Source organism: Streptomyces sp. NPDC005017, from assembly GCF_042873115.1.
Classification (GTDB): domain Bacteria; phylum Actinomycetota; class Actinomycetes; order Streptomycetales; family Streptomycetaceae; genus Streptomyces.
Genome location: NZ_JBIALD010000003.1, coordinates 291,607 through 309,918 on the forward strand (window position 1 = coordinate 291,607; position 18,312 = coordinate 309,918).

18 protein-coding genes and 2 pseudogenes are annotated in these 18,312 nt (G+C 74.3%); 15 read left to right on the forward strand and 5 right to left on the reverse strand.

The genetic code is table 11. The features are described 5' to 3' along the window. The first annotated feature begins 174 nt into the window (after nucleotides 1-174). From lnt to ACFYR0_RS06425, 4 genes are all read left to right on the forward strand, one after another. Nucleotides 175-1,785 (forward strand): apolipoprotein N-acyltransferase, encoded by a 1,611-nt coding sequence (gene lnt / locus ACFYR0_RS06410; RefSeq protein ID WP_389322488.1) that lies wholly within the window; start codon nucleotides 175-177, stop codon nucleotides 1,783-1,785. A 75-nt stretch (nucleotides 1,786-1,860) separates the two neighbouring features. Further along, nucleotides 1,861-2,340, forward strand: coding sequence for an NUDIX domain-containing protein (locus tag ACFYR0_RS06415; RefSeq protein ID WP_389322490.1), 480 nt, complete (start codon nucleotides 1,861-1,863; stop codon nucleotides 2,338-2,340). A 54-nt stretch (nucleotides 2,341-2,394) separates the two neighbouring features. Further along, a complete protein-coding gene (locus ACFYR0_RS06420) occupies nucleotides 2,395-3,195 on the forward strand; it encodes a 3-hydroxybutyrate dehydrogenase (RefSeq protein WP_386378622.1) in 801 nt (266 codons plus the stop codon). 76 nt (nucleotides 3,196-3,271) lie between these two features. Further along, nucleotides 3,272-5,281 (forward strand): helix-turn-helix domain-containing protein, encoded by a 2,010-nt coding sequence (locus ACFYR0_RS06425; RefSeq protein WP_389322492.1) that lies wholly within the window; start codon nucleotides 3,272-3,274, stop codon nucleotides 5,279-5,281. Between the two features lie 46 nt (nucleotides 5,282-5,327). Here ACFYR0_RS06425 and ACFYR0_RS06430 read toward each other — a convergent pair whose 3' ends face one another. After that, nucleotides 5,328-6,716, reverse strand: a complete 1,389-nt coding sequence (locus ACFYR0_RS06430; RefSeq protein WP_389322494.1) for an MFS transporter — start codon at nucleotides 6,714-6,716, stop codon at nucleotides 5,328-5,330. Nucleotides 6,717-6,937: 221 nt separating this feature from the next. On the opposite strand from ACFYR0_RS06430, the gene ACFYR0_RS06435 reads away from it, so the two are divergent. The 3 genes from ACFYR0_RS06435 (at nucleotide 6,938) to ACFYR0_RS06445 (ending at nucleotide 9,892) form a co-directional block, all read left to right on the forward strand. After that, nucleotides 6,938-7,888, forward strand: coding sequence for a LysR family transcriptional regulator (locus tag ACFYR0_RS06435; protein ID WP_389322496.1), 951 nt, complete (start codon nucleotides 6,938-6,940; stop codon nucleotides 7,886-7,888). 143 nt (nucleotides 7,889-8,031) lie between these two features. Continuing rightward, nucleotides 8,032-9,234, forward strand: coding sequence for an NAD(P)/FAD-dependent oxidoreductase (locus ACFYR0_RS06440; RefSeq protein WP_389322498.1), 1,203 nt, complete (start codon nucleotides 8,032-8,034; stop codon nucleotides 9,232-9,234). A 226-nt stretch (nucleotides 9,235-9,460) separates the two neighbouring features. After that, a complete protein-coding gene (locus ACFYR0_RS06445) occupies nucleotides 9,461-9,892 on the forward strand; it encodes a tetratricopeptide repeat protein (protein WP_389322500.1) in 432 nt (143 codons plus the stop codon). 44 nt (nucleotides 9,893-9,936) lie between these two features. Here ACFYR0_RS06445 and ACFYR0_RS06450 read toward each other — a convergent pair whose 3' ends face one another. Continuing rightward, nucleotides 9,937-11,727, reverse strand: coding sequence for an FAD-dependent oxidoreductase (locus tag ACFYR0_RS06450; RefSeq protein WP_389322502.1), 1,791 nt, complete (start codon nucleotides 11,725-11,727; stop codon nucleotides 9,937-9,939). Nucleotides 11,728-12,041: 314 nt separating this feature from the next. Here ACFYR0_RS06450 and ACFYR0_RS06455 point away from each other — a divergent pair, with 314 nt between their 5' ends. Both ACFYR0_RS06455 and ACFYR0_RS06460 read left to right on the forward strand, forming a co-directional pair. Next, nucleotides 12,042-12,476 carry an SseB family protein gene (locus ACFYR0_RS06455; protein WP_389322504.1) on the forward strand — a complete coding sequence of 145 codons (435 nt, stop codon included), beginning with the start codon at nucleotides 12,042-12,044 and terminating at the stop codon, nucleotides 12,474-12,476. 173 nt (nucleotides 12,477-12,649) lie between these two features. Then, a complete protein-coding gene (locus ACFYR0_RS06460) occupies nucleotides 12,650-13,429 on the forward strand; it encodes a pyrroloquinoline quinone biosynthesis protein PqqB (protein WP_389322506.1) in 780 nt (259 codons plus the stop codon). A 112-nt stretch (nucleotides 13,430-13,541) separates the two neighbouring features. On the opposite strand, the gene ACFYR0_RS06465 is transcribed toward ACFYR0_RS06460, so the two are convergent. The 3 genes and pseudogenes from ACFYR0_RS06465 to ACFYR0_RS06475 all read right to left on the reverse strand — a co-directional run. Beyond that, on the reverse strand, nucleotides 13,542-13,943 hold the full coding sequence (locus ACFYR0_RS06465) for a MarR family winged helix-turn-helix transcriptional regulator (RefSeq protein ID WP_389322799.1): 402 nt from the start codon (nucleotides 13,941-13,943) through the stop codon (nucleotides 13,542-13,544). Nucleotides 13,944-14,041: 98 nt separating this feature from the next. Beyond that, the gene (locus ACFYR0_RS06470; RefSeq protein WP_389322508.1) at nucleotides 14,042-14,392 is read right to left on the reverse strand and encodes a VOC family protein; all 351 of its coding nucleotides are present in this window, start codon (nucleotides 14,390-14,392) and stop codon (nucleotides 14,042-14,044) included. Further along, nucleotides 14,391-14,727 (reverse strand): annotated as a pseudogene (locus ACFYR0_RS06475) (hypothetical protein); the annotation flags it as partial. The pseudogene ACFYR0_RS06475 and the gene ACFYR0_RS06470, both read right to left, overlap by 2 nt. Nucleotides 14,728-14,801: 74 nt before the next feature. Here ACFYR0_RS06475 and ACFYR0_RS06480 point away from each other — a divergent pair. From ACFYR0_RS06480 to crcB (ACFYR0_RS06505), 6 genes and pseudogenes are all read left to right on the forward strand, one after another. After that, nucleotides 14,802-15,113 (forward strand): annotated as a pseudogene (locus tag ACFYR0_RS06480) (glycosyl hydrolase 53 family protein); the annotation flags it as partial. A gap of 298 nt (nucleotides 15,114-15,411) precedes the next feature. Further along, the gene (locus tag ACFYR0_RS06485; RefSeq protein WP_389322510.1) at nucleotides 15,412-15,756 is read left to right on the forward strand and encodes an ArsR family transcriptional regulator; all 345 of its coding nucleotides are present in this window, start codon (nucleotides 15,412-15,414) and stop codon (nucleotides 15,754-15,756) included. Between the two features lie 108 nt (nucleotides 15,757-15,864). Beyond that, on the forward strand, nucleotides 15,865-16,830 hold the full coding sequence (locus ACFYR0_RS06490) for an SMP-30/gluconolactonase/LRE family protein (protein ID WP_389322512.1): 966 nt from the start codon (nucleotides 15,865-15,867) through the stop codon (nucleotides 16,828-16,830). 195 nt (nucleotides 16,831-17,025) lie between these two features. Continuing rightward, nucleotides 17,026-17,475 (forward strand): fluoride efflux transporter CrcB, encoded by a 450-nt coding sequence (gene crcB / locus ACFYR0_RS06495; RefSeq protein WP_389322514.1) that lies wholly within the window; start codon nucleotides 17,026-17,028, stop codon nucleotides 17,473-17,475. Beyond that, nucleotides 17,472-17,834, forward strand: coding sequence for a DUF190 domain-containing protein (locus ACFYR0_RS06500; RefSeq protein WP_389322516.1), 363 nt, complete (start codon nucleotides 17,472-17,474; stop codon nucleotides 17,832-17,834). The genes crcB (ACFYR0_RS06495) and ACFYR0_RS06500 overlap by 4 nt, the downstream gene beginning before the upstream one ends. After that, nucleotides 17,831-18,205: a fluoride efflux transporter CrcB gene (gene crcB, locus ACFYR0_RS06505; protein ID WP_389322517.1), complete on the forward strand. Its 375-nt coding sequence runs from the start codon at nucleotides 17,831-17,833 to the stop codon at nucleotides 18,203-18,205. The genes ACFYR0_RS06500 and crcB (ACFYR0_RS06505) overlap by 4 nt, the downstream gene beginning before the upstream one ends. Nucleotides 18,206-18,312 lie beyond the last annotated feature (107 nt).

Genomic DNA, 18,312 nt, shown 5'->3' on the forward strand with positions numbered 1-18,312 from the left:
CGGCGCCGGTCACGATCGTCCCATGGTGCCGGGACCGGCTCCCGGCCTGTTCGGAGCGGGCGCCGGTCATGGCCGTCCCGTGGCGCCGGGACCGGCTCCCGGCCAGCTCGGAGCGGCCCCGCCTCCGTGGACCGGGCTTGTCGGCCCCCACGTCGGCCGCCGTACACTCCGGGAGTGACCGTCACCGCAACCCCCGTGGGCGAGTCGGACCGGACCCCGTCGCAGACGCAGCCCGCCCCGCGCGGCGCGCGGCTGCCGCGCCTGGTGCCGGCCGTCGCCGCGGCGCTCTCCGGAGTGCTGCTCTACGTCAGCTTCCCGCCGCGCACCCTGTGGTGGCTTGCCCTGCCGGCCTTCGCCGTCCTCGGCTGGGTGCTGCGCGGCCGCGGGTTCAAGGCGGCTCTCGGCCTCGGCTACCTCTTCGGCCTGGGCTTCCTGCTGCCGCTGCTGGTGTGGACGGGCGTCGAGGTGGGCCCCGGGCCCTGGCTCGCCCTGGTGGTGATCGAGGCGGTCTTCGTCGCGCTGGTCGGCGCGGGCGTCGCCGCGGTGTCGAAGCTGCCCGGCTGGCCGCTGTGGGCCGCCGCCGTGTGGACCGCAGGTGAGGCGGCACGCGCGCGTGCGCCCTTCAGCGGCTTCCCCTGGGGCAAGGTCGCCTTCGGCCAGGCCGACGGCGTCTTCCTGCCGCTGGCCGCCCTCGGCGGCACCCCCGTGCTCGGTTTCGCGGTGGTCCTGTGCGGCTTCGGGCTCTACGACGTCGTACGCCTGGTCCTGGAACGGCGGCGCACGCGCGTGTGGCGGCGCGGTGCGGCGGCCGTGGCCCTGCTGAGCGTGGCGGCGCCGGTGGCCGGGGCGCTGTCGGCCCGCACCCTGGTCAGCGACAAGGCCGAGGACGGCACGCTCACCGTCGCGGTCGTCCAGGGCAACGTCCCGCGCGCGGGACTCGACTTCAACGCCCAGCGCCGGGCCGTGCTCGACTACCACGCGCGGGAAACGCTGCGGCTGGCCGCCGACGTCGACGCGGGCCGGGTGGCCCGTCCGGACGTGGTGCTGTGGCCGGAGAACTCCTCCGACATCGACCCCTTCGCCAACGACGACGCCCGAGAGGTGATCGACGGGGCCGCCAGGGCGATCGGCGCGCCGATCTCGGTCGGCGGTGTGGTCGAGCGCGACGGAAAGCTCCTGAACGAGCAGATCCTCTGGGACCCGGCCAAGGGCCCCGTGGACACCTACGACAAGCGGCAGGTCCAGCCGTTCGGCGAGTACCTCCCGCTGCGCCCGCTCGTCGGCGCGATCAACGACAGCTGGACGGGGATGGTCCGGCAGGACTTCAGCCGGGGCGACGAGCCCGGGGTGTTCACCGTCGCCGGTGCCCGGATCGGCCTGGCCACCTGCTACGAGGCCGCCTTCGACTGGGCGGTGCGCGACACCGTCACCGGCGGTGCCCAGCTGATCTCCGTACCCAGCAACAACGCCACCTTCGGACACAGCGAGATGACCTATCAGCAGCTCGCCATGTCCCGCATCCGGGCCGTCGAGCACAGCCGTACCGTCACCGTCCCGGTGACCAGCGGTGTCAGCGCGGTCATCCTGCCCGACGGCACGATCACCCAGCGCACCGGCATGTTCGTGGCCGACTCCCTGGTCCAGGAGGTGCCCCTGCGGTCCTCCGAGACGCCCGCCACCCGGCTGGGCGTCCTGCCGGAGATCGTCCTGGTGCTGATCGCGGCCGGCGGGCTGGGCCGGGCGGTCGCCGCGGGAGTGCGCGCACGGCGGACCGGCAGCGCGTAGGCCCCTCTGATGCCCTGGCGGCCGCGTCCGGCGGACCCGCCGGGCCCCAAGATCGCCTCGGTTAGGGTCGGGGGTATGCCTACCCCCGACTTCATACGCACGCTCAGGGCCTCCGCGGGCCGTCAGCTGCTCTGGCTCCCCGGCGTCAGCGCGGTCGTCCTCGACGACGCGGGCCGGGTGCTGCTCGGCCAGCGCGCCGACAACCACCGCTGGTGCGTGATCTCCGGCATCCCCGACCCCGGGGAGCAGCCCGCCGAGTGCGCGGTGCGCGAGGTGTACGAGGAGACCGGTGTGCGCTGCGTCGTCGAACGGATCGTGGCCGTCAGGTCCACCAAGGAGGTCACGTACCCGAACGGTGACCGCTGCCAGTTCATGGACGTCACCGTGCGCTGCCGGGCCGTCGGCGGCGAGGCCGTCGTGGGCGACGACGAGTCACTGGCGGTCGGCTGGTTCGAGGTGGACGCGCTGCCGCCGATGACCGCCTCCCAGCAGTTCAGGATCAAGCAGGCGCTGTCGGACGAACCCACATGGTTCGAGCCTATGACTTCCGCATGAAGTGTGGGGTCTGACCACATGGGGCGGGGTCCGGGCCCTGCCTAGGGTCGGACCATGACCCCGCCCTCAGCCCTTCCGGGCACTCCCGCCTCCGCACTCGACCTCGGCGGCCGCACCGCCCTCGTCACCGGCGCCGCCGGCGGCATCGGCCGCGCCTGCGCCCTGCGCCTCGCGGCCGCCGGGGCCAAGGTCAGAGCGGTCGACCGCGACGACGCGGGCCTGCGGACCCTGGCCGAGGACGCCACGGGCCTGGCCGGCACCGTCGAACCCCGGCTGCTGGACCTCACCGACCTGGACGCGGCCGAACTCTGCGCCGCGGGCACCGACATCCTGGTCAACAACGCCGGACTCCAGCTCGTCCGGCCCCTGGAGGAGTTCCCGCCGGACGTCTTCCACACCGTGCTCACCGTGATGCTGGAGGCCCCGTTCCGCCTCATCCGCGGCGCCCTGCCGCACATGTACGGGCAGGGCTGGGGCCGCATCGTGAACATCTCCTCCGTGCACGGCCTGCGCGCCTCGCCCTTCAAGTCGGCCTACGTCGCCGCCAAGCACGGACTGGAGGGGCTGTCGAAGACCGCCGCCCTGGAAGGCGCCTCCCACGGCGTCACCTCCAACTGCGTGAACCCCGGCTACGTCCGCACGCCCCTGGTCGAGAAGCAGCTCGTCGACCAGGCACGGGCGCACGGCATCCCCGAGGAGCGCGTCCTCGCCGAGGTGCTCCTCCAGGACAGCGCGGTCAAACGCCTGATCGAACCCGAGGAGGTCGCGGAAGCCGTGGCCTACCTGTGCGGCCCCGCGGCCTCCTTCGTCACCGGCACCTCCCTGGCCCTCGACGGCGGCTGGACCGCGCACTGACCACGGCCACGGCCGGGGCGCCCGGAGTTTTCCACAGGGCTGCCGGTGCGCCCCGGTCATGGGGAATCCTGTGACCATGCCCCGCGATCACGTGCAGTCCGCCGAACCGACCGCCGCCGAGCCCCTCGGCCCGGCCGGCCCGTCCGGCGCGGCCGCAGCCCCCGGCGGAGAGGCCGGGCCCTCGTCCGCCGAGTCCGCCACCGGCCCCGAGGCGCCCTTCCTCGAGCTGCTCGCCCGGGGTGCCTCCGCCGACGCCTACGAGCAGCCGGTGCTGGCCGCCCGCGCCCAGGGCCGGTCCGCCGCCCGGATCGCCGCGCTCGACCGCGCCAAGCTGCTCGCCCTGCGGGTCCGCTCCGAGCTGGAGGGACGCCGCCGCCGCGAGGCGGAGCTGTCGGCCCTGTTCGAGACCGCGCACGACCTCGCGGGCCTCAGAGACCTCGACGCCGTCCTCCAGGCGATCGTCCAGCGCGCCCGCTCGCTGCTCGGCACCGACGTGGCCTACCTCAGCCTGAACGACCCGGTGCGCGGCGACACCTATATGCGCGTCACCGAGGGCTCGGTCGCCGCCCGCTTCCAGCAGCTGCGCCTCGGCATGGGCGAGGGTCTCGGCGGACTGGTCGCCCAGACCGCCCGCCCGTACGTCACCGACGACTACTTCGAGGACGAGCGCTTCCAGCACACCAGCACCATCGACACCGGCGTGCACGACGAGGGCCTGGTGGCCATCCTGGGTGTGCCGCTGATGCTCGGGCACACCGTGATCGGCGTGCTCTACGCCGCCGACCGCCGGGCCCGGGTCTTCGAGCGGGAGCAGATCGCGCTGCTCGGCTCCTTCGCCGCGCTCGCCGCGGCGGCCATCGACACCGCCAACCTCCTCACCGAGACCCGCTCCGCCCTCGCCGGACTGGAGCGCGCCAACGAGATCATCCGCGACCGCAGCGGCGTCATCGAACGCGCCTCGGACGTCCACGACCGCCTCGCCGAACTGGTGCTGCGCGGCGGCGGGGTGCACGACGTGGCCGCCGCCGTCTCCGAGGTCCTCGAGGGCACCGTCGAGTTCACCGAGGCCGACGCGGCCCCCGCGAAGGCCCTGGAGGCCTCCCGCGCCGAGGGCCACGCCGTCCGGCACGACGAGGACTGGATCGCCGCCGTCTCCGCGGGCGGTGAACTGCTCGGCGCGCTCGTCCTGCGCGGGCACCCCGGCCTCGACCCCGTCGACCAGCGCACCCTGGAGCGGGCCGCGATGGTCACCTCCCTGCTGCTCCTGGCCCGCCGCTCCGCCGCCGAGGCCGAGCACCGGGTGCGCGGCGAGCTGCTGGACGACCTCCTCGACGCCCGCGACCGCGACCCGCGCCTGCTGCGCGAACGCGCCTCCCGGCTGCACGCCGACCTGGACGCCACCCATGTCGTGCTGGCCGCCCGACTCGACGGCCCCGCCGCCGACGCCGAGCACGAGGCGGCCGCCCGCAGACGCCTGTGGTCGGCCGCCTCCCACCTCGCCGCCACCCGCCGGGGCCTGGCCGCCGCCCGCGACGGCGGCACCGTCCTGCTGCTGCCGCTCACCGGCGGCGACACCGCCACCGGCCTCGCCCGCCGCACCGCGCGCCAGCTCGGCACCGCGGTCCACGAGGCCGTCACCGTCGGCGCCTCCGCCCCCGTCGAGCGCCTCACCGCGCACCCCGACGCCGTCGCCGCCGCCTACGCCGAGGGCCGCCGCTGCCTCGACGCGCTGCGTCTGCTCGGCCGCACCGGCGACGGGGCCGCCGCCGAGGACTTCGGCTTCCTCGGCCTGCTGCTCGCCGGGGACCGGGACATAGCCGGCTTCGTCGAGCGCACGATCGGTCAGGTCGTCGACTACGACGAACGCCGCGGCACCGACCTGGTGCGCACGCTCGACGCCTACTTCGCCTGCGGGATGAGCCCGGCGCGCACCAAGGACGACCTGCACGTCCATGTGAACACCGTCGCCCAGCGGCTGGACCGGGTCGGCCGGCTGCTCGGCGAGGACTGGCAGAGCCCGGCCCGCGCCCTGGAGATCCAGCTCGCCCTGCGGCTGCACCGGCTGGCCTCGCCCGCACAGCGCTGACCCCCGTACGAGTGGGGCGTACGGGGGCCGGTGGACCGGGGGAGGGTCAGACGGTGTGGGCGTCGGCCCGGCGGGTCACCGCCGCGTCCACGGCGTCGGCGGGGGACGCGACCTCGGCCAGGTCGCGGTGACGCGTCTCCTTCGCCACACCGACCGCGATGAGCGTCAGCACGGCCGCGGCGATCACATACAGCGCGATCGGCGTCGAGCTGCCGTAGTCGGCGAGCAGGGCGGTGGCGATCAGCGGGGCGGGTGCACCGGCCGCGACCGAGGCGAACTGGGCGCCGATCGACGCGCCCGAGTAGCGCATCCGGGTCGCGAACATCTCCGAGAAGAAGGCCGCCTGCGGGGCGTACATCGCGCCGTGCAGCACCAGACCCACGGTGACGGCGAGGACCAGGCTGCCGAACGAGGCGCGGTCGACGAGCGCGAAGAACGGGAACATCCACAGGCCCACACCGGCCGCGCCCAGCAGATAGACGGGACGCCGGCCGATCCGGTCCGACAGCGCTCCCCACAGCGGGATCACCGCGAAGTGCACGGCGGAGCCGATGAGCACCGCGTTCAGGGCGGTCTGCTTGGAGACACCGGCCGAGGTGGTGGCGTACACGAGGATGAACGCCGTGATCACGTAGTAACTGATGTTCTCCGCCATCCGGGCGCCCATCGCGATCAGCACATCACGCCAGTGGTGGCGCAGCACGGCGACCAGCGGGGTCTTCTCGGCGGCGGCACCCGCCTCGGCCTTGCGGGCCTCGGCCTGGGCCAGGGCCTCCCGGAAGACGGGCGACTCGTCGACGGACAGACGGATCCACAGACCGACGATCACCAGGACTCCGGAGAGCAGGAACGGTATCCGCCAGCCCCAGGAGGTGAACGCCGCGTCGGACAGGACGGCGGTCAGCAGGGACAGCACACCGGTCGCGAGCAACTGGCCCGCGGGCGCCCCGGTCTGCGGCCACGAGGCCCAGAACCCGCGCCGCCTCGCGTCCCCGTGCTCTGACACGAGCAGCACCGCGCCGCCCCACTCGCCGCCCAGCGCGAAGCCCTGGACCAGCCGGAGCACGGTCAGCAGTACGGGCGCGGCCGAGCCGATCGTCGCGTGCGTCGGCAGCAGGCCGATCGCGAAGGTCGCCCCGCCCATCAGCAGCAGGCTGAGCACCAGCAGCTTCTTGCGGCCGAGCCGGTCGCCGTAGTGCCCGAACACCAGCGCGCCCAGCGGTCGTGCCGCGAAGCCGACGGCGTACGTCAGGAAGGACAGCAGCGTGCCGACGAGCGGGTCGGAGTCCGGGAAGAACACCTTGTTGAAGACGAGCGCGGCGGCGGAGCCGTACAGGAAGAAGTCGTACCACTCGATGGTCGTGCCGATGAGGCTGGCGGCGACGATGCGCTTCAGGTTGCCGGGCGTTGGGGGAGCGGTTGCTGCGGAGGCCATGTGCGCCACTTCCTCGTGTGCGGTGGGGACGGGTACGTGCTGGCACACCGTAGAGACACGCAGGTCACCGTCGTATGTGGTGGGACACCATAGTTCGAGGCGATGGTGTGCGCCCGGCCCCCATGCCTTCCGGGCGGGGGCGCGGTAAGGGCCTGACCGCGAGGCCCGGCCCGGCTCGCGGTCGTGAACGGCAGCCATAGGGAAAGCCGTAGATTCTCCTTGTGAGCGATAGCGATTCCCATGGCAGGAGCCCGGCGCCGCACCAGGGCGCGGGCCCGCACCCCCTCGATCTGAACCTGCTGCGCACCTTCCTGGCCGTGTACCGGTCGGGCTCGTTCACCGGGGCCGCGCAGTTGCTGGGGCTCTCGCAGCCCACGGTGACCACGCAGATGCGCACGCTGGAGCGGCAGACGGGGCGGGAACTGTTCGAGCGGCTGCCGCGCGGGGTCGCGCCGACGCCCGTGGCCGGTGAACTCGCGGCGCGCGTGGCGCCGGGTCTCGACCTGCTCGCGGCGGTGGCCGGCCCGGACCCGTCGGCGGAGCGGGCGCCCGAACCCGTGCACCTGGCCGGCCCGGCCGAATTCCTCAGCACCTGGGTGCTGCCGACCCTTGCCCCGCTCGTCGCCGACGGGGCGCGGCTGCGGGTGGCGACGGGGCTGACCGACCCGCTGCTCGACGAACTGCGGGCCGGACGCCACGATCTGGTGATCTCCACGCTGCGTCCCCGCGGCCGGACCCTGTCCGCGGTTCCCCTGGTGGACGAGGAGTTCGTGCTGGTCGCGGCACCCTCCTGGGCCGAGCGGCTGAAGGAGCCCCTCGCGGTCGAGGGCCCTTCGGTGCTGCATCCGGTCCCGCTGGTGACGTACGCCGAGGATCTGCCCATCGCCCGCCGTTACTGGCGGCACGTCTTCGGCCGCAGGCTCTCCTGCGCCGCCGCGCTCACGGTGCCCGATCTGCGGGGGGTGAAGGCCGCGGTCGTGGCGGGCGCGGGCTTCACCGTGCTGCCCGCCTACCTCTGCGCCGGCGAGCTGGCCTCCGGCGCCCTCGTTCTCCTGCACGAGCCCGAGGACCCGCCGATCAACACCAGCTTTCTGGTGCAGCGGCCGGGCGCCCCCGACAACCCGGACGTGGTCCGCGTCCGCGACCATCTCCTGCGCGCCGCCCGCCAGTAGCCGGGCGCCTCGGAGCGGCGCCCGGCGGGCACTACTCCATACGGGGCATACCGGATTCTTCATCTCTAGGTGCCTCATAGGGTGTCAGGTGACTCGATCCCGCGGTGTCCGGAAGCCGGGCTCCGGGAGACGGAGGAGACACCATGAGCCAGAACGCCCACGTCCTCGTGCTCGGCGGCGGATACGCCGGAGTGATGGCGGCCAACCGCCTCACACAGCGCGACGACCTGAGGGTGACGCTGATCAACCCGCGGCCGGGCTTCGTCCACCGCATCCGGCTGCACCAGGTCGCGGCGGGATCCCCCGAGGCGGTCGTCGACTACGGCGAGGTCCTGTCCGACCGCGTCCACCGGGTGGTCGACACGGTGACGCGGATCGACGCCGCCGAGCGACGGGTGGTCCTGGCGGAGGGCGGCTCGGCCGGCTACGACTACCTGGTCTACGCGGTGGGCAGCGGCAGTCGCGTCCCGGCCGTGCCCGGCGCGGCCGAGTTCGCCTTTCCGGCCGCCACCCTCGAGGAGGCGCAGCGGCTGTGCGCGGTCCTCGACTCCACGCCCGCGACCGCCGCCGTGACCGTGGTCGGGGCGGGGCCGGCCGGTATCGAGATCGCGGGTGAGCTGGCGGAGGCGGGCCGCAGGGTGACCCTGGTGTGCGGCGGGGTCCTCGGCCCGTATCTGCATCCACGGGTCCGGCGTACGTTCGCCAGGCGGCTGGCCGCGCTCGGTGTGCGGGTCCTGGAGGGCTCCGGGGCCAGGGTGACGTCCGTGTCCCGTGAGGCCGTGCGCCTCGCCGACGGCAGGGAACTGGCGAGCGACGTCACCGTATGGGCCGCCGGGTTCGGTGTGCCGGACCTCGCCGCGCGCAGCGGGCTGAGCACCGACACGCACGGCCGCCTGCTCACCGACGAGACGCTGACCAGCATGGACGACACGCGCATCGTCGCCGCCGGGGACGCGGTGGCCCCCTCCGACCTGCCGCTGCGGATGAGCTGCCAGGCCGCGAACCCGCTGGGCGCGCACGCCGCCGACACGGTGCTCAGCCGGCTCGACGGGAAGCAGCCCGGGCTGATCGACGTGGGGTTCTTCGGCATGTGCGTCAGCGTGGGCAAGGCCGCCACCGTGCAGCTCGCCTCCAAGGACGACCGGGCCAACAGCTTCTCCGTCGGCGGATTCCTCGGCTGGAAGGTCAAGCGGACCAGCTTCCCGGGCCTGCTCCGGCATCTGAAGGACGAGGCGCGCAAGCCGGGCTCGTACACCTGGAAGTTCAAGGACCCCAAGCGCCGCGAGCGGGTGCGGGCCAAGCACGACGCGACCGTCGCGGGGGCGAACCGTCCAGGGCCCTTCTGACGGATCGCCGTGGCGTCCGCCGGAAGGGCCCTGCCCGGCGGACGAGGCTCGAGGGCGGGCGAGGCGAGAGCGGCGCCGATCCGGACTCCGGGCGGGGAATAGGGGCGTCCGGGTGCGCGTTGGCGCGGCTGTGGTCGACGCGTCGATCACACGGGCGGGACGGCGCACGGTCGGGGACCGGTGCCCACCGTCCGGCCACAGCCCCGAGACCCCGGACGGAGGAGACATGACCGGCAGCTTCAACGGCTACGCCCCGGACGACGGTGTCGCGCCGGACCGCTGGGCCAGCGCCCTGCACCTGTTCGACAACGGCGCGGGCGTCCCCCGCGAGGAGAGCACCGCCGAGCGGTGGGAGCGGGCCCGGCTGCTGTTCGAGGCCAGGGACTACGCCGGTGCCGCGCGTCTGCTGGCGGTGGTCGTGGAGGAGGCCCCGGAGCAGACCGGCCCGCGGCTGCTGCTGGCCCGCACCTACTACCACTCGGCCCAACTGGGGCGCGCCGAGGAACAGTTGCGGCTGATCGTCGAGCGCGACCCGGTGGAGCACTACGCCCACCTCATGCTGGGCCGCACCCTGGAGCGCCAGGGCCGCCGACAGGAGGCGGAGCCGTGGCTGCGGATGGCCGCCGCGTTCTCGGGGGAGTTCCCGGACGGGGAGTGACGTGCCGGGGCGTGGGTCGACCGCGCCCCCGGTCCGCCGGCCCTTCACCCCAGGTCGAACACGTTCCGCAGTCCCAGCCGGTACCGCAGCCGGTCGTGCCGGCGCAGGGGCGCCAGCTCGGGCGCCTCGAACAGCGGTGTCACCGTGCAGCGCGGGGCCGCTGAACCGACGCGGTCCAGCAGGGCGTTGACCGCCTGGCGGGCCGAGGCGTTGGCGCCCTCCATCGTGGCGAGGTCGATGTCCACCGAGACATAGTCGCCGGAGAGATAGAAGTTGGGGACGAGTGTCCTCGCGGTGGGGCGGTTGTGGAGGGTGCCCACCGGGTGGATGAGGAGCTCGTCGTCGTTGACCGGGTGCGGGGTGCCGAGGCCGGACACGCCCGGGTCGAGGTACCAGGAGTGCAGGGCGCTGTCCTTGAGGACGGTGCGGCCGGTGTCGTTGAGGGCGGCCTTGAGCTGGGCCCAGACCTCGCGGGCGACCTGGTCGCGGGTGCACTGCTTGGCCGTACGGCCGTACAGGACACCCTCCTTGTCCCACTCGGAGATGTCGACGGAGAGGCAGTTCACCGCCGTACCGTCGCCGTAGTCGGCGGCGAAGTCCCGGCCGGGCCAGTGCTCGGCCTGCTGGATGGCGGTCAGCGACCAGGGGGAGTCGACGAGGTTGAGGTGGCCGCGCAGCAGGGGCGCCGACTCGGTCAGATAGAACTGGATGCCGGTCATCCAGTCCGTGCGCAGCGCGTCGCAGCGGGCCAGTTGGGGATCGGCCGCGCGCAGGGCGGGGCCCCAGGTGCGGCGGGCGTGCTCGACCGGCATGGCCGAGATGTAGTGCTCGGCCGTCACCGTCCGCCGCGCTCCCCCCGGGTCCTCGGCCACCACCCCGGTGACACGGCCGCTCCCGTACGTCACCTCCCGTACCGTCCAGCCGATCCTGAACTCCACGCCCAGCGAGGTGAGATGGTCCGTCCAGGGGTCGATCCAGGCCTCGTTGGTCGGCGCGTCGAGGATGCGGTCCAGCGGTCCGTCGGCGCCCCGGCCGAGGGCGTTGAACACGAACGCCTCCAGCAGACTGGCCACCGTACGGGTCGACGCCTCCTCCGCCTTGGTCGCCACGATGTTGCGCGTCACGCCGACGGCGAGGATGCGCCGGTAGTCGTCGGACATACGGTCGGCGCCGGTGAAGTCCCACCAGGGCAGCGACTCCCAGGTGTCGTCGCGGCGCTCGGCGCAGCTGGTGAGGAACACCACGAGCCGCCCGACGAAGTACGCCACCTCGTGCGGAGGGATGTTCGACGCCGTCTCCAGCAGCGCCGTCAGGGCGCGCCGGATCTCGTCCAGGGTCAACTGCGCGCCCCGGTGGCCAGGCCAGGGCAGGGGAGCCCGTAAGTCCTCGCGGCCGGTGCGGGCGAAGGACATCTCGGGCGGGGCTACGAGGTTGTCCCAGACGCCGTGGGCGTTGCCGGGGAAGGGGATGCGCCGCATCGTGTCGGGGAGGTTGTGGTAGATGCCCGGGATGAAGCGGAAGCCGTGCTCGGCGGGCAGCGGCCGGCGTCCGCCCCGCGCGCTGTCCGGGACGTCCATGGAACGGGCCTTCCCGCCCAGGGCCCGGCGCTCGTAGACCGTCACCGCGAAGCCCCGCTCGGCCAGTTCGTGCGCCGCCGTCAGACCCGCGACCCCGCCTCCGAGCACCGCGACCGTCGCCGGGGCGCCGGGCTCGGCGGCGGCCCGCCCCGTCGCGGGGAGACCCAGCGCCGCGGCGGCCGCGCCGACCCCCGCGCCGGTCAGGAACGTTCGCCGCGCGCTGCCCCCGCCACCCGTGTTCCGCGTGTGCCCTGCCATCGCCGCCAGCCCCCTTACCGCAGGTAACCACCGTGGTCGGCGCAGGAGTCTACGGAGGGCACCCGGAGCCCGGAAGGCCCGTGCGCCGCAGTGGCCGGGACTGATCGGTGACCGCCGGGCCCGCGTGCCCCGGCCGACGCACCCCTGCCGTACTCCTGCGGCGCGAGTACGCCTCGCGCCGAGGCGGGCACCGTTCGTGACGGTGGCGCGGGCGGCATGGTCGCCCGCGCACTGGGTACGCGGGGGGACGGCGCGGGGCCGAGCCTGCCCCGGGCCGCTCCCCGACCGTCGCCGCCACTCTCAGGGAACCAGTCATGGACACTCCGGCCCACCGCAACAACGACACCCCGGCCCAGCCGGCCAACGACACACCCGCCGGGCGCGCACTCGACGCCCTCGTCCAGAACACCGACGACACGCTGGCGCTGGCGACCCTCGCCGACAGTGACGTCCTGGTGCCCGTGCCCGACGACGCCACCGACGCGGAGGCGGGTGACCCGGGCACGGTGACGCTGCCCGTGATCGAGCAGCCCGGCGCCGCGCCCGTGGTGCCCGTCTTCACCTCGGAACCCGAGATGGCCGGGCTGCTGCCGTACGTCTCCCGCTACCGGGTGGTCCCGCTCGGGGCGCTCGCCTCGCAGTGGCCCGAGGAGGAGGGGCTGTCGCTGACCATCGACGCGGCCTCCGACCACGGCCTGACCCTGACCTCGGAAGGGGTGCGCACCCTGCTCGCCCGGCCACGCGGGTGAGTCCGGCCTCGCGGGTGAGCCCGCCACGTGGCTGAGCCCGGCTACGAGGCCGAGTCCGGCCACACGGCTGACGAGATCGGCCGGAAACGCCCCCCGGGGCGGGGCGGCCCGGTGCTCTCGCGCGGGAAGGCCTCCGCCGAAGCACTCGCGGTGACCGCACACCGGGGGTCGTCTTGAGGGTCGTCCTGCTCGGCACCGCCGCCCACGGCGGCATCCCCCGGTGGACGTGTTCCTGCGCACCGTGCGCCGCGGCCCGCGACGGCGGGGCGCCCGCCCGCACCCAGGCCGGTGCCGCCGTCCCCGGCAACGCGCGCGACCGGTGGCTGCCCGACGCCTCGCCCGATCTGCGCGCCCAGCTCACCGCGGTCCCCGCGCTGTGGCCGGGGCCCGCCTCCCGGCCCGCCCCGGTGTGCGGCGTCCTGCCCACGGGCGCCGAACCGGCCCGGACCACCGGCCTGGGCCTGCTGCGCGGAACGCCGGGCCTCACCGTGTACGCGGCCCCGCCCCTGCTCACCGCGTTCGCCCCGGCCCGTGCCGCGCTCGACCGCTACACGCCCTGGAACTGGCGCGACGGCCTCACCGAGGAGGGATTCGTGCTCTCCGGCGGCCTGGTCGTCTCCGCGTACGCCGTGGGGCCGGGGCCGCCCGCCTGTCTGTCCGGAGGCGGGAAGGACCGGCGCTTGTCGGCCGCCTACCGCATCGAGGTCCTGGCCACCGGGGGAGTGCTCGTCTACGCGCCCTCGCTCGACCCGGTACACACCGCCCCGGAGGCTCCGCCCGCGACGGCGGACTGTGTCCTGCTGGACGCGGCCGCCCTCGCCGCCGGCCGGACCGTCGTTCCCGGAACCCGGCTGATCGCGACGAGGCTCGCCGACACCAGCCCCTTGCTCGGCCACGTGCCGGGTGCGGCCGGGCCCGAAGTCCTCCCGGACGGGGCGGAGTTCGTGCTCTGAGGCCGAGGGTCTCCCGGGAGCCCGTGCCGCGCGGGGCGGATCAGGACAGCGGCGTCACATCGTCCGGACCGGGCGGATCAGGACAGCGGTGACACGCCGCCCGGAGCGACGATCACTCCTCCTCCGCCGGGCCCAGCATCCGCGCCAGAGCGGCCCGCTGGAGCGGCAGTACCTCCGCGTGCAGGGCGCGGCCCCTGCCGGTCAGCGTCACGTACACGCCCCGCCGGTCCTCCGCGCACACCGAGCGCTCGACGAGGCCGTCCTTCTCCAGCCGGCCGATCAGCCGGGACAGCGCGCTCTGGCTGAGATGCACCCGGCCGGCGAGGTTCTGCACCCGGCACTGCCCGCCCTCGTCGCGTGTCTCCGCGACGAGGAGGTCGAGCACCTCGAAGTCGCTGGCACCGAGGCCGTGCGGGTGCAGGACGCGGTCGATCTCGCACATCGTGCGCGCGTGCACCGAGAGGATGTCCCGCCATCTCGCTTCCAGCCGGGAATCGGCCGTGTTGACTGCCATACCCGCACGGTAACACCGTTCCGCACAGTTGTTGAGTGTGCAACTATCCGGGTCGCGGGCGGGCCGGGCGCGCGCGGTCCGCACCCGGCCGGCCGCGGTCAGGCCCGGGGGTCCTGGAGCAGTCCCACGAGGTTGCCGTCCGCGTCCTTCACGGACGCGATCAGCCGGCCGTTGCCGACGTCCCGCACGTCCTGGAGCGTCTCGGCCCCGGCGGCGAGCAGCGCCTCGAGGCTGGTGCGGACGTCGTCGACGTGCCAGTACGGGACCGGGCCGGTGAGGCCCTGGGCATGGCCGTTGGGGTCGAGGCCTACGTCCTGGCCCGCGTCCTTGTAGCCGACGTAGTACGGCGTGTCCGCGTAGGGCTCCACCCCGAGCAGCGCCCCGAACACCGCCTTGGCCCGCTCCAGGTCCTTGACGGGGTAGATGATCGTCTTCACTCCGGCGGTCATGACGTACTCCTCGATGATGGTCCGCGTGACCCGGCGCCTGTTCCCGCGCCGGTGGTTCCACGCTAGGTCCGGGAGCCCCGCCGCGGCTTCTCCGATCCTGACCGGTTGCTCCGACGGGTGGGTACCACGCCACCAGCGGCACCCCGGCCTCGCGCAGTTCCTGGGCGACCGGGTCCCCGGAAGTGACCGGAGACCAGCAGCACGCCGTCGACGTGCCCGGCGGTGATGTACCGGGCGATGCGGCGGCGTTCGTCCTCCGTGCCCGCGATCATCAGCAGAAGCGGGATGCCGTGCGCGGCGAGCGCCTGGGTGCAGCCGCGCGGCAGGACGTCGAACATCGTCTCGCGGCCGCGGAAGCGGTAGGTCGCCGGCGCGTAGCCGCTGAACGCCGAGACGACCGTGGACAGCGGCCTACCCCCACCGCCTGGGCGGCGACGACTCGCACGAGGACGTCATCGGCCTCACCGGCGAACTCGTCTCCGGCTGCCCGGCGACCACGGCCGGGCAGACCCGGTGGATGGACGACGTCGCGAGCATCGTCGAGGCCGTCCCGAACGGCCGCGGTCCCGGTGTCCTCTCCTGGGAGGCCACCCGGACCGCGGTCACCGGCAACGGCTGGGACCCGGCCGACGCCTCCTCCGCCAACGCCCGGGAGAACCAGGCCCTGTTCGGCTACGACGACAGGGCGCTGTCGTCGATGTCCTGGTTCAGCCACCGCTGAGCCCCGGCATGACGAGCCCGGCCGCCCGCACGGTGGCCGGGCCTTCGCCGTGCGCGCGGTCGCCGTGTGCCGCCGGCCGCCGAAGGCCAGGTCAGGGCGTATGCCGGGCAAGTGGTGGGGCGGTTGTGCGCCGACGCGGGGGGAGTGTTTCGACCGCACGGCAGTTCGATCCAGACAAAGGCGGCGAAGTGCCGGACGCGGCGGCGCGCGCGGCGCCAGAGTGGGAGCGCGCCGTGCGAGCGCCCGTGAGGGGGACGTGATGCTGAGGACTCCCGTCAGTGGACTGCGCCTGGAAATAATGGAGTTGCTGAAGGACCCCGCGAGGCATTTCCCGGCGTGGCGGCAAGGCGACCCGGCCGAGGGCGAGTTCACCGCCGAGGACGGGGCGGGTGCCGGTGCTGACAACGGGGCCGGTGACGGGAACGGGGTCTGTGCCGGGGACAAGGTCGATGCCGAGGAAGGAGTCACCGCCGAGGCCGTCGCCGTACGGCTCGGACTGGGCCCTGAGGCCGCCGCCACCCATCTCCGCCTGCTGGCCGACCTGGGGCTGCTGCGCGCCCGGCGGGTCCGTCGCCGTGTGCGCTACCGGCGGGACGAGGTGCGGATCGCCGAGGTGGCGCGGATGTTCGAGAAGGGCTGGTAGGGCCGTCGCCGCCGCGAAGGCGTCTCGGCCCGGCCGGATTCGTGCGGTGCGCGAGCCGTTCGGCTGCGAGGATGGGCCACCTTCCGACTTCCCGAAGGGCAGGCGCCGATGATCCCCTCCACGGCACTGGTACCGCGTCGACTGATCGCTCTCGGCGGCCGGGGCCCCGAGGACGTGGTGGCCGACACCCGAGGACGCGTCCTGACCGGCGTGGAGGACGGGCGGATCCTGCGACTGGACGGACTCGACGATCCCGGCAGGGCACCGCGCGTCCAGGTGCTCGCCGAGACCGGCGGCCGCCCGCTCGGCCTCGAACTCCTCGCCGACGACACGCTGTTGGTCTGCGACGCCGAACGCGGCCTGCTCCGCGTCGACCTGGACTCCGGCGTCGTCCGCGTGCTCGCCGACTCGGTGGCGGGGCGGCGGCTGCGGTTCGCCAGCAACGTCGTCGCCCTGTCCGACGGCACCGTCTACTTCACCGTCGCCACGACCCGCTACCCCCTCGCCCAGTGGATCGGCGACATCGTCGAACACACCGGCACCGGGCGCCTGCTGCGTCTCGCGCCGGACGCGAAGGAGCCCGAACTCGTCGTGGACGGACTGCAGTTCGCCAACGGTCTCGTGGCCGCCGAGGACGAGTCCTTCCTCGTCGTGGCCGAGACGGGCGCCCGCCGACTGACCCGAGTGCGGCTGACCGGGCCGCGAGCCGGGCGCACCGAGCCGTTCGCCGAGAACCTGCCCGGCATGCCCGACAACATCTGGCGCGGCGCCCCGGACGGTCCGATCTGGGTGGCCCTGGCCGGCCCGCGCGTCCCCCCGCTGGACCTGCTGCACCGCGCGGCCCCCGCCGTCCGCCGCTCCGCCGCCGGGGTCGCGGTCCGCGCGCCCTACCGTCCCACCGGCATGATCGGCGCCCTCGCCTACGGCGACCACGGCACCGTCCTCCACCGCCTCGCCGCCCGCCACTCCCGCTACCGCATGGTCACCAGCGTCTGCGAGACCGCCGATCACCTGGTCCTCGGCAGCCTCTGGGAACGCGGAGTGGCGCTCTGCCCGCGGCCCGGCGTCGGCTGATCCCGCGCGGGCGGGGGCGGGGGCGGGAGACGGCCGAGCCGAGATCCGTCCCCCGGGATCCGTCTCCCGAGGGGGCGCCCCGGCCGTCGGGTGCCACCGCCGTAGGGGTGCCCCGGCCGTCGGGTGCCACCGCCCGCACCCCGGCGATACGCTGGAGCCCGCTCGCGATCAAGCCCGCCGGGAGAACGTACGACCATGACAGCCCAGGAGACGGGGAGCGCCGCCGCCGTGCGGCCGGCCCGTCGGCGCGGTCAGGCGCCCGTCGTCGCGGCGGTCGCCGTTGGCGGCGCGATCGGCGCCACGGCCCGTTACGCGGCCTCCCTGCTGTGGCCCGCGCACAGCGGCGGCTTCCCCTGGACCACGTTCTGGGTGAACGTCTGCGGCTGTGCCGTGATCGGCGTGTTCATGGTGCTGGTCACCGAGGCGCGGACGGTGCACCGGCTGGTGCGGCCGCTCTTCGGCACGGGCGTGCTCGGCGGGTTCACCACCTTCTCGACGTACGCCGTCGACATCCAGCAACTCCTCGATCACGGCCGGCCCGGCACCGCGCTGGCCTACCTCGGCGCCACCCTGCTCGCCGCGCTCACCGCGGTGTGGCTGGCGGTGACGGCGGCCCGCCGCGTCCTGCTGCCGAGGCCCCGGTGACCGGCCCGGCGGGCAGGGCCCTGCGGCTGACCGTCTTCGTCGGCGAGGACGACACCTGGCACCACCGTCCCCTCTACTCCGAGATCGTCCACCGCGCACATGAGGCCGGCCTCGCGGGTGCCTCCGTATTCCGCGGCATCGAGGGCTTCGGGGCGACCTCGCTGATCCACACCTCGCGCCTGCTGTCCCTGAGCGAGGACCTCCCGGTGGCCGTGGTGATCGTCGACGCCGAGGAGACCGTACGGGGCTTCCTGCCGCGGCTGGCCGAGCTGGTCGGCGAGGGGCTGGTGACGCTCGACGAGGTGGAGGTCGTGCGGTTCGCCGGTCCCGGGAACGCCGGGGGAGAGGGCGGGGCGTGAACTGGCTCCTGGTCGTCGCCGGCGGCATGATCGGCGCACCCCTGCGCTATCTGACCGACCGCGCCGTGCAGTCCCGGCACGACTCGGTGCTGCCGTGGGGCACCTTCGTGGTGAACGTCAGCGGTTCCCTGGTCCTCGGGCTGCTCACCGGCGCGGCCGCGGCGGGCGCCGCCGGCTCCCACCTCCAGCTCCTGCTGGGCACCGGACTGTGCGGCGCCCTGACCACCTACTCGACCTTCTCCTACGAAACCCTGCGGCTGGCCGAGGACGGCGCCCGTGGATACGCCCTGGCCAACGCGGCCGTGAGCGTGGCCGCGGGCCTCGGCGCGGCCTTCGCGGGGGTGGCGCTGGGCCGGGCGGTGTGGGGTTAGGGGCCTTCTGGCGGCGGGGCGTGGTGTGCGGGTGCGGGCGTTCCGCAGCGGTTTTCGTGGGGTGTCCCCGGCGGATCTCGTGGGGCGTCCCGACCGTTCCCGTAAGG

Excerpts from the sequence above, each read along its gene's own strand:
- crcB (WP_389322514.1), top strand. The coding sequence starts at position 17,026 with ATGACAGCCCAGGAGACGGGGAGCGCCGCCGCCGTGCGGCCGGCCCGT.
- ACFYR0_RS06430 (WP_389322494.1), bottom strand. The coding sequence starts at position 6,716 with ATGGCCTCCGCAGCAACCGCTCCCCCAACGCCCGGCAACCTGAAGCGC.
- ACFYR0_RS06465 (WP_389322799.1), bottom strand. The coding sequence starts at position 13,943 with ATGGCAGTCAACACGGCCGATTCCCGGCTGGAAGCGAGATGGCGGGAC.
- ACFYR0_RS06440 (WP_389322498.1), top strand. The coding sequence starts at position 8,032 with ATGAGCCAGAACGCCCACGTCCTCGTGCTCGGCGGCGGATACGCCGGA.
- ACFYR0_RS06420 (WP_386378622.1), top strand. The coding sequence starts at position 2,395 with ATGACCCCGCCCTCAGCCCTTCCGGGCACTCCCGCCTCCGCACTCGAC.
- ACFYR0_RS06450 (WP_389322502.1), bottom strand. The coding sequence starts at position 11,727 with ATGGCAGGGCACACGCGGAACACGGGTGGCGGGGGCAGCGCGCGGCGA.
- ACFYR0_RS06455 (WP_389322504.1), top strand. The coding sequence starts at position 12,042 with ATGGACACTCCGGCCCACCGCAACAACGACACCCCGGCCCAGCCGGCC.
- ACFYR0_RS06470 (WP_389322508.1), bottom strand. The coding sequence starts at position 14,392 with ATGACCGCCGGAGTGAAGACGATCATCTACCCCGTCAAGGACCTGGAG.
- ACFYR0_RS06425 (WP_389322492.1), top strand. The coding sequence starts at position 3,272 with ATGCCCCGCGATCACGTGCAGTCCGCCGAACCGACCGCCGCCGAGCCC.
- ACFYR0_RS06445 (WP_389322500.1), top strand. The coding sequence starts at position 9,461 with ATGACCGGCAGCTTCAACGGCTACGCCCCGGACGACGGTGTCGCGCCG.
- ACFYR0_RS06485 (WP_389322510.1), top strand. The coding sequence starts at position 15,412 with ATGGAGTTGCTGAAGGACCCCGCGAGGCATTTCCCGGCGTGGCGGCAA.
- ACFYR0_RS06490 (WP_389322512.1), top strand. The coding sequence starts at position 15,865 with ATGATCCCCTCCACGGCACTGGTACCGCGTCGACTGATCGCTCTCGGC.
- ACFYR0_RS06415 (WP_389322490.1), top strand. The coding sequence starts at position 1,861 with ATGCCTACCCCCGACTTCATACGCACGCTCAGGGCCTCCGCGGGCCGT.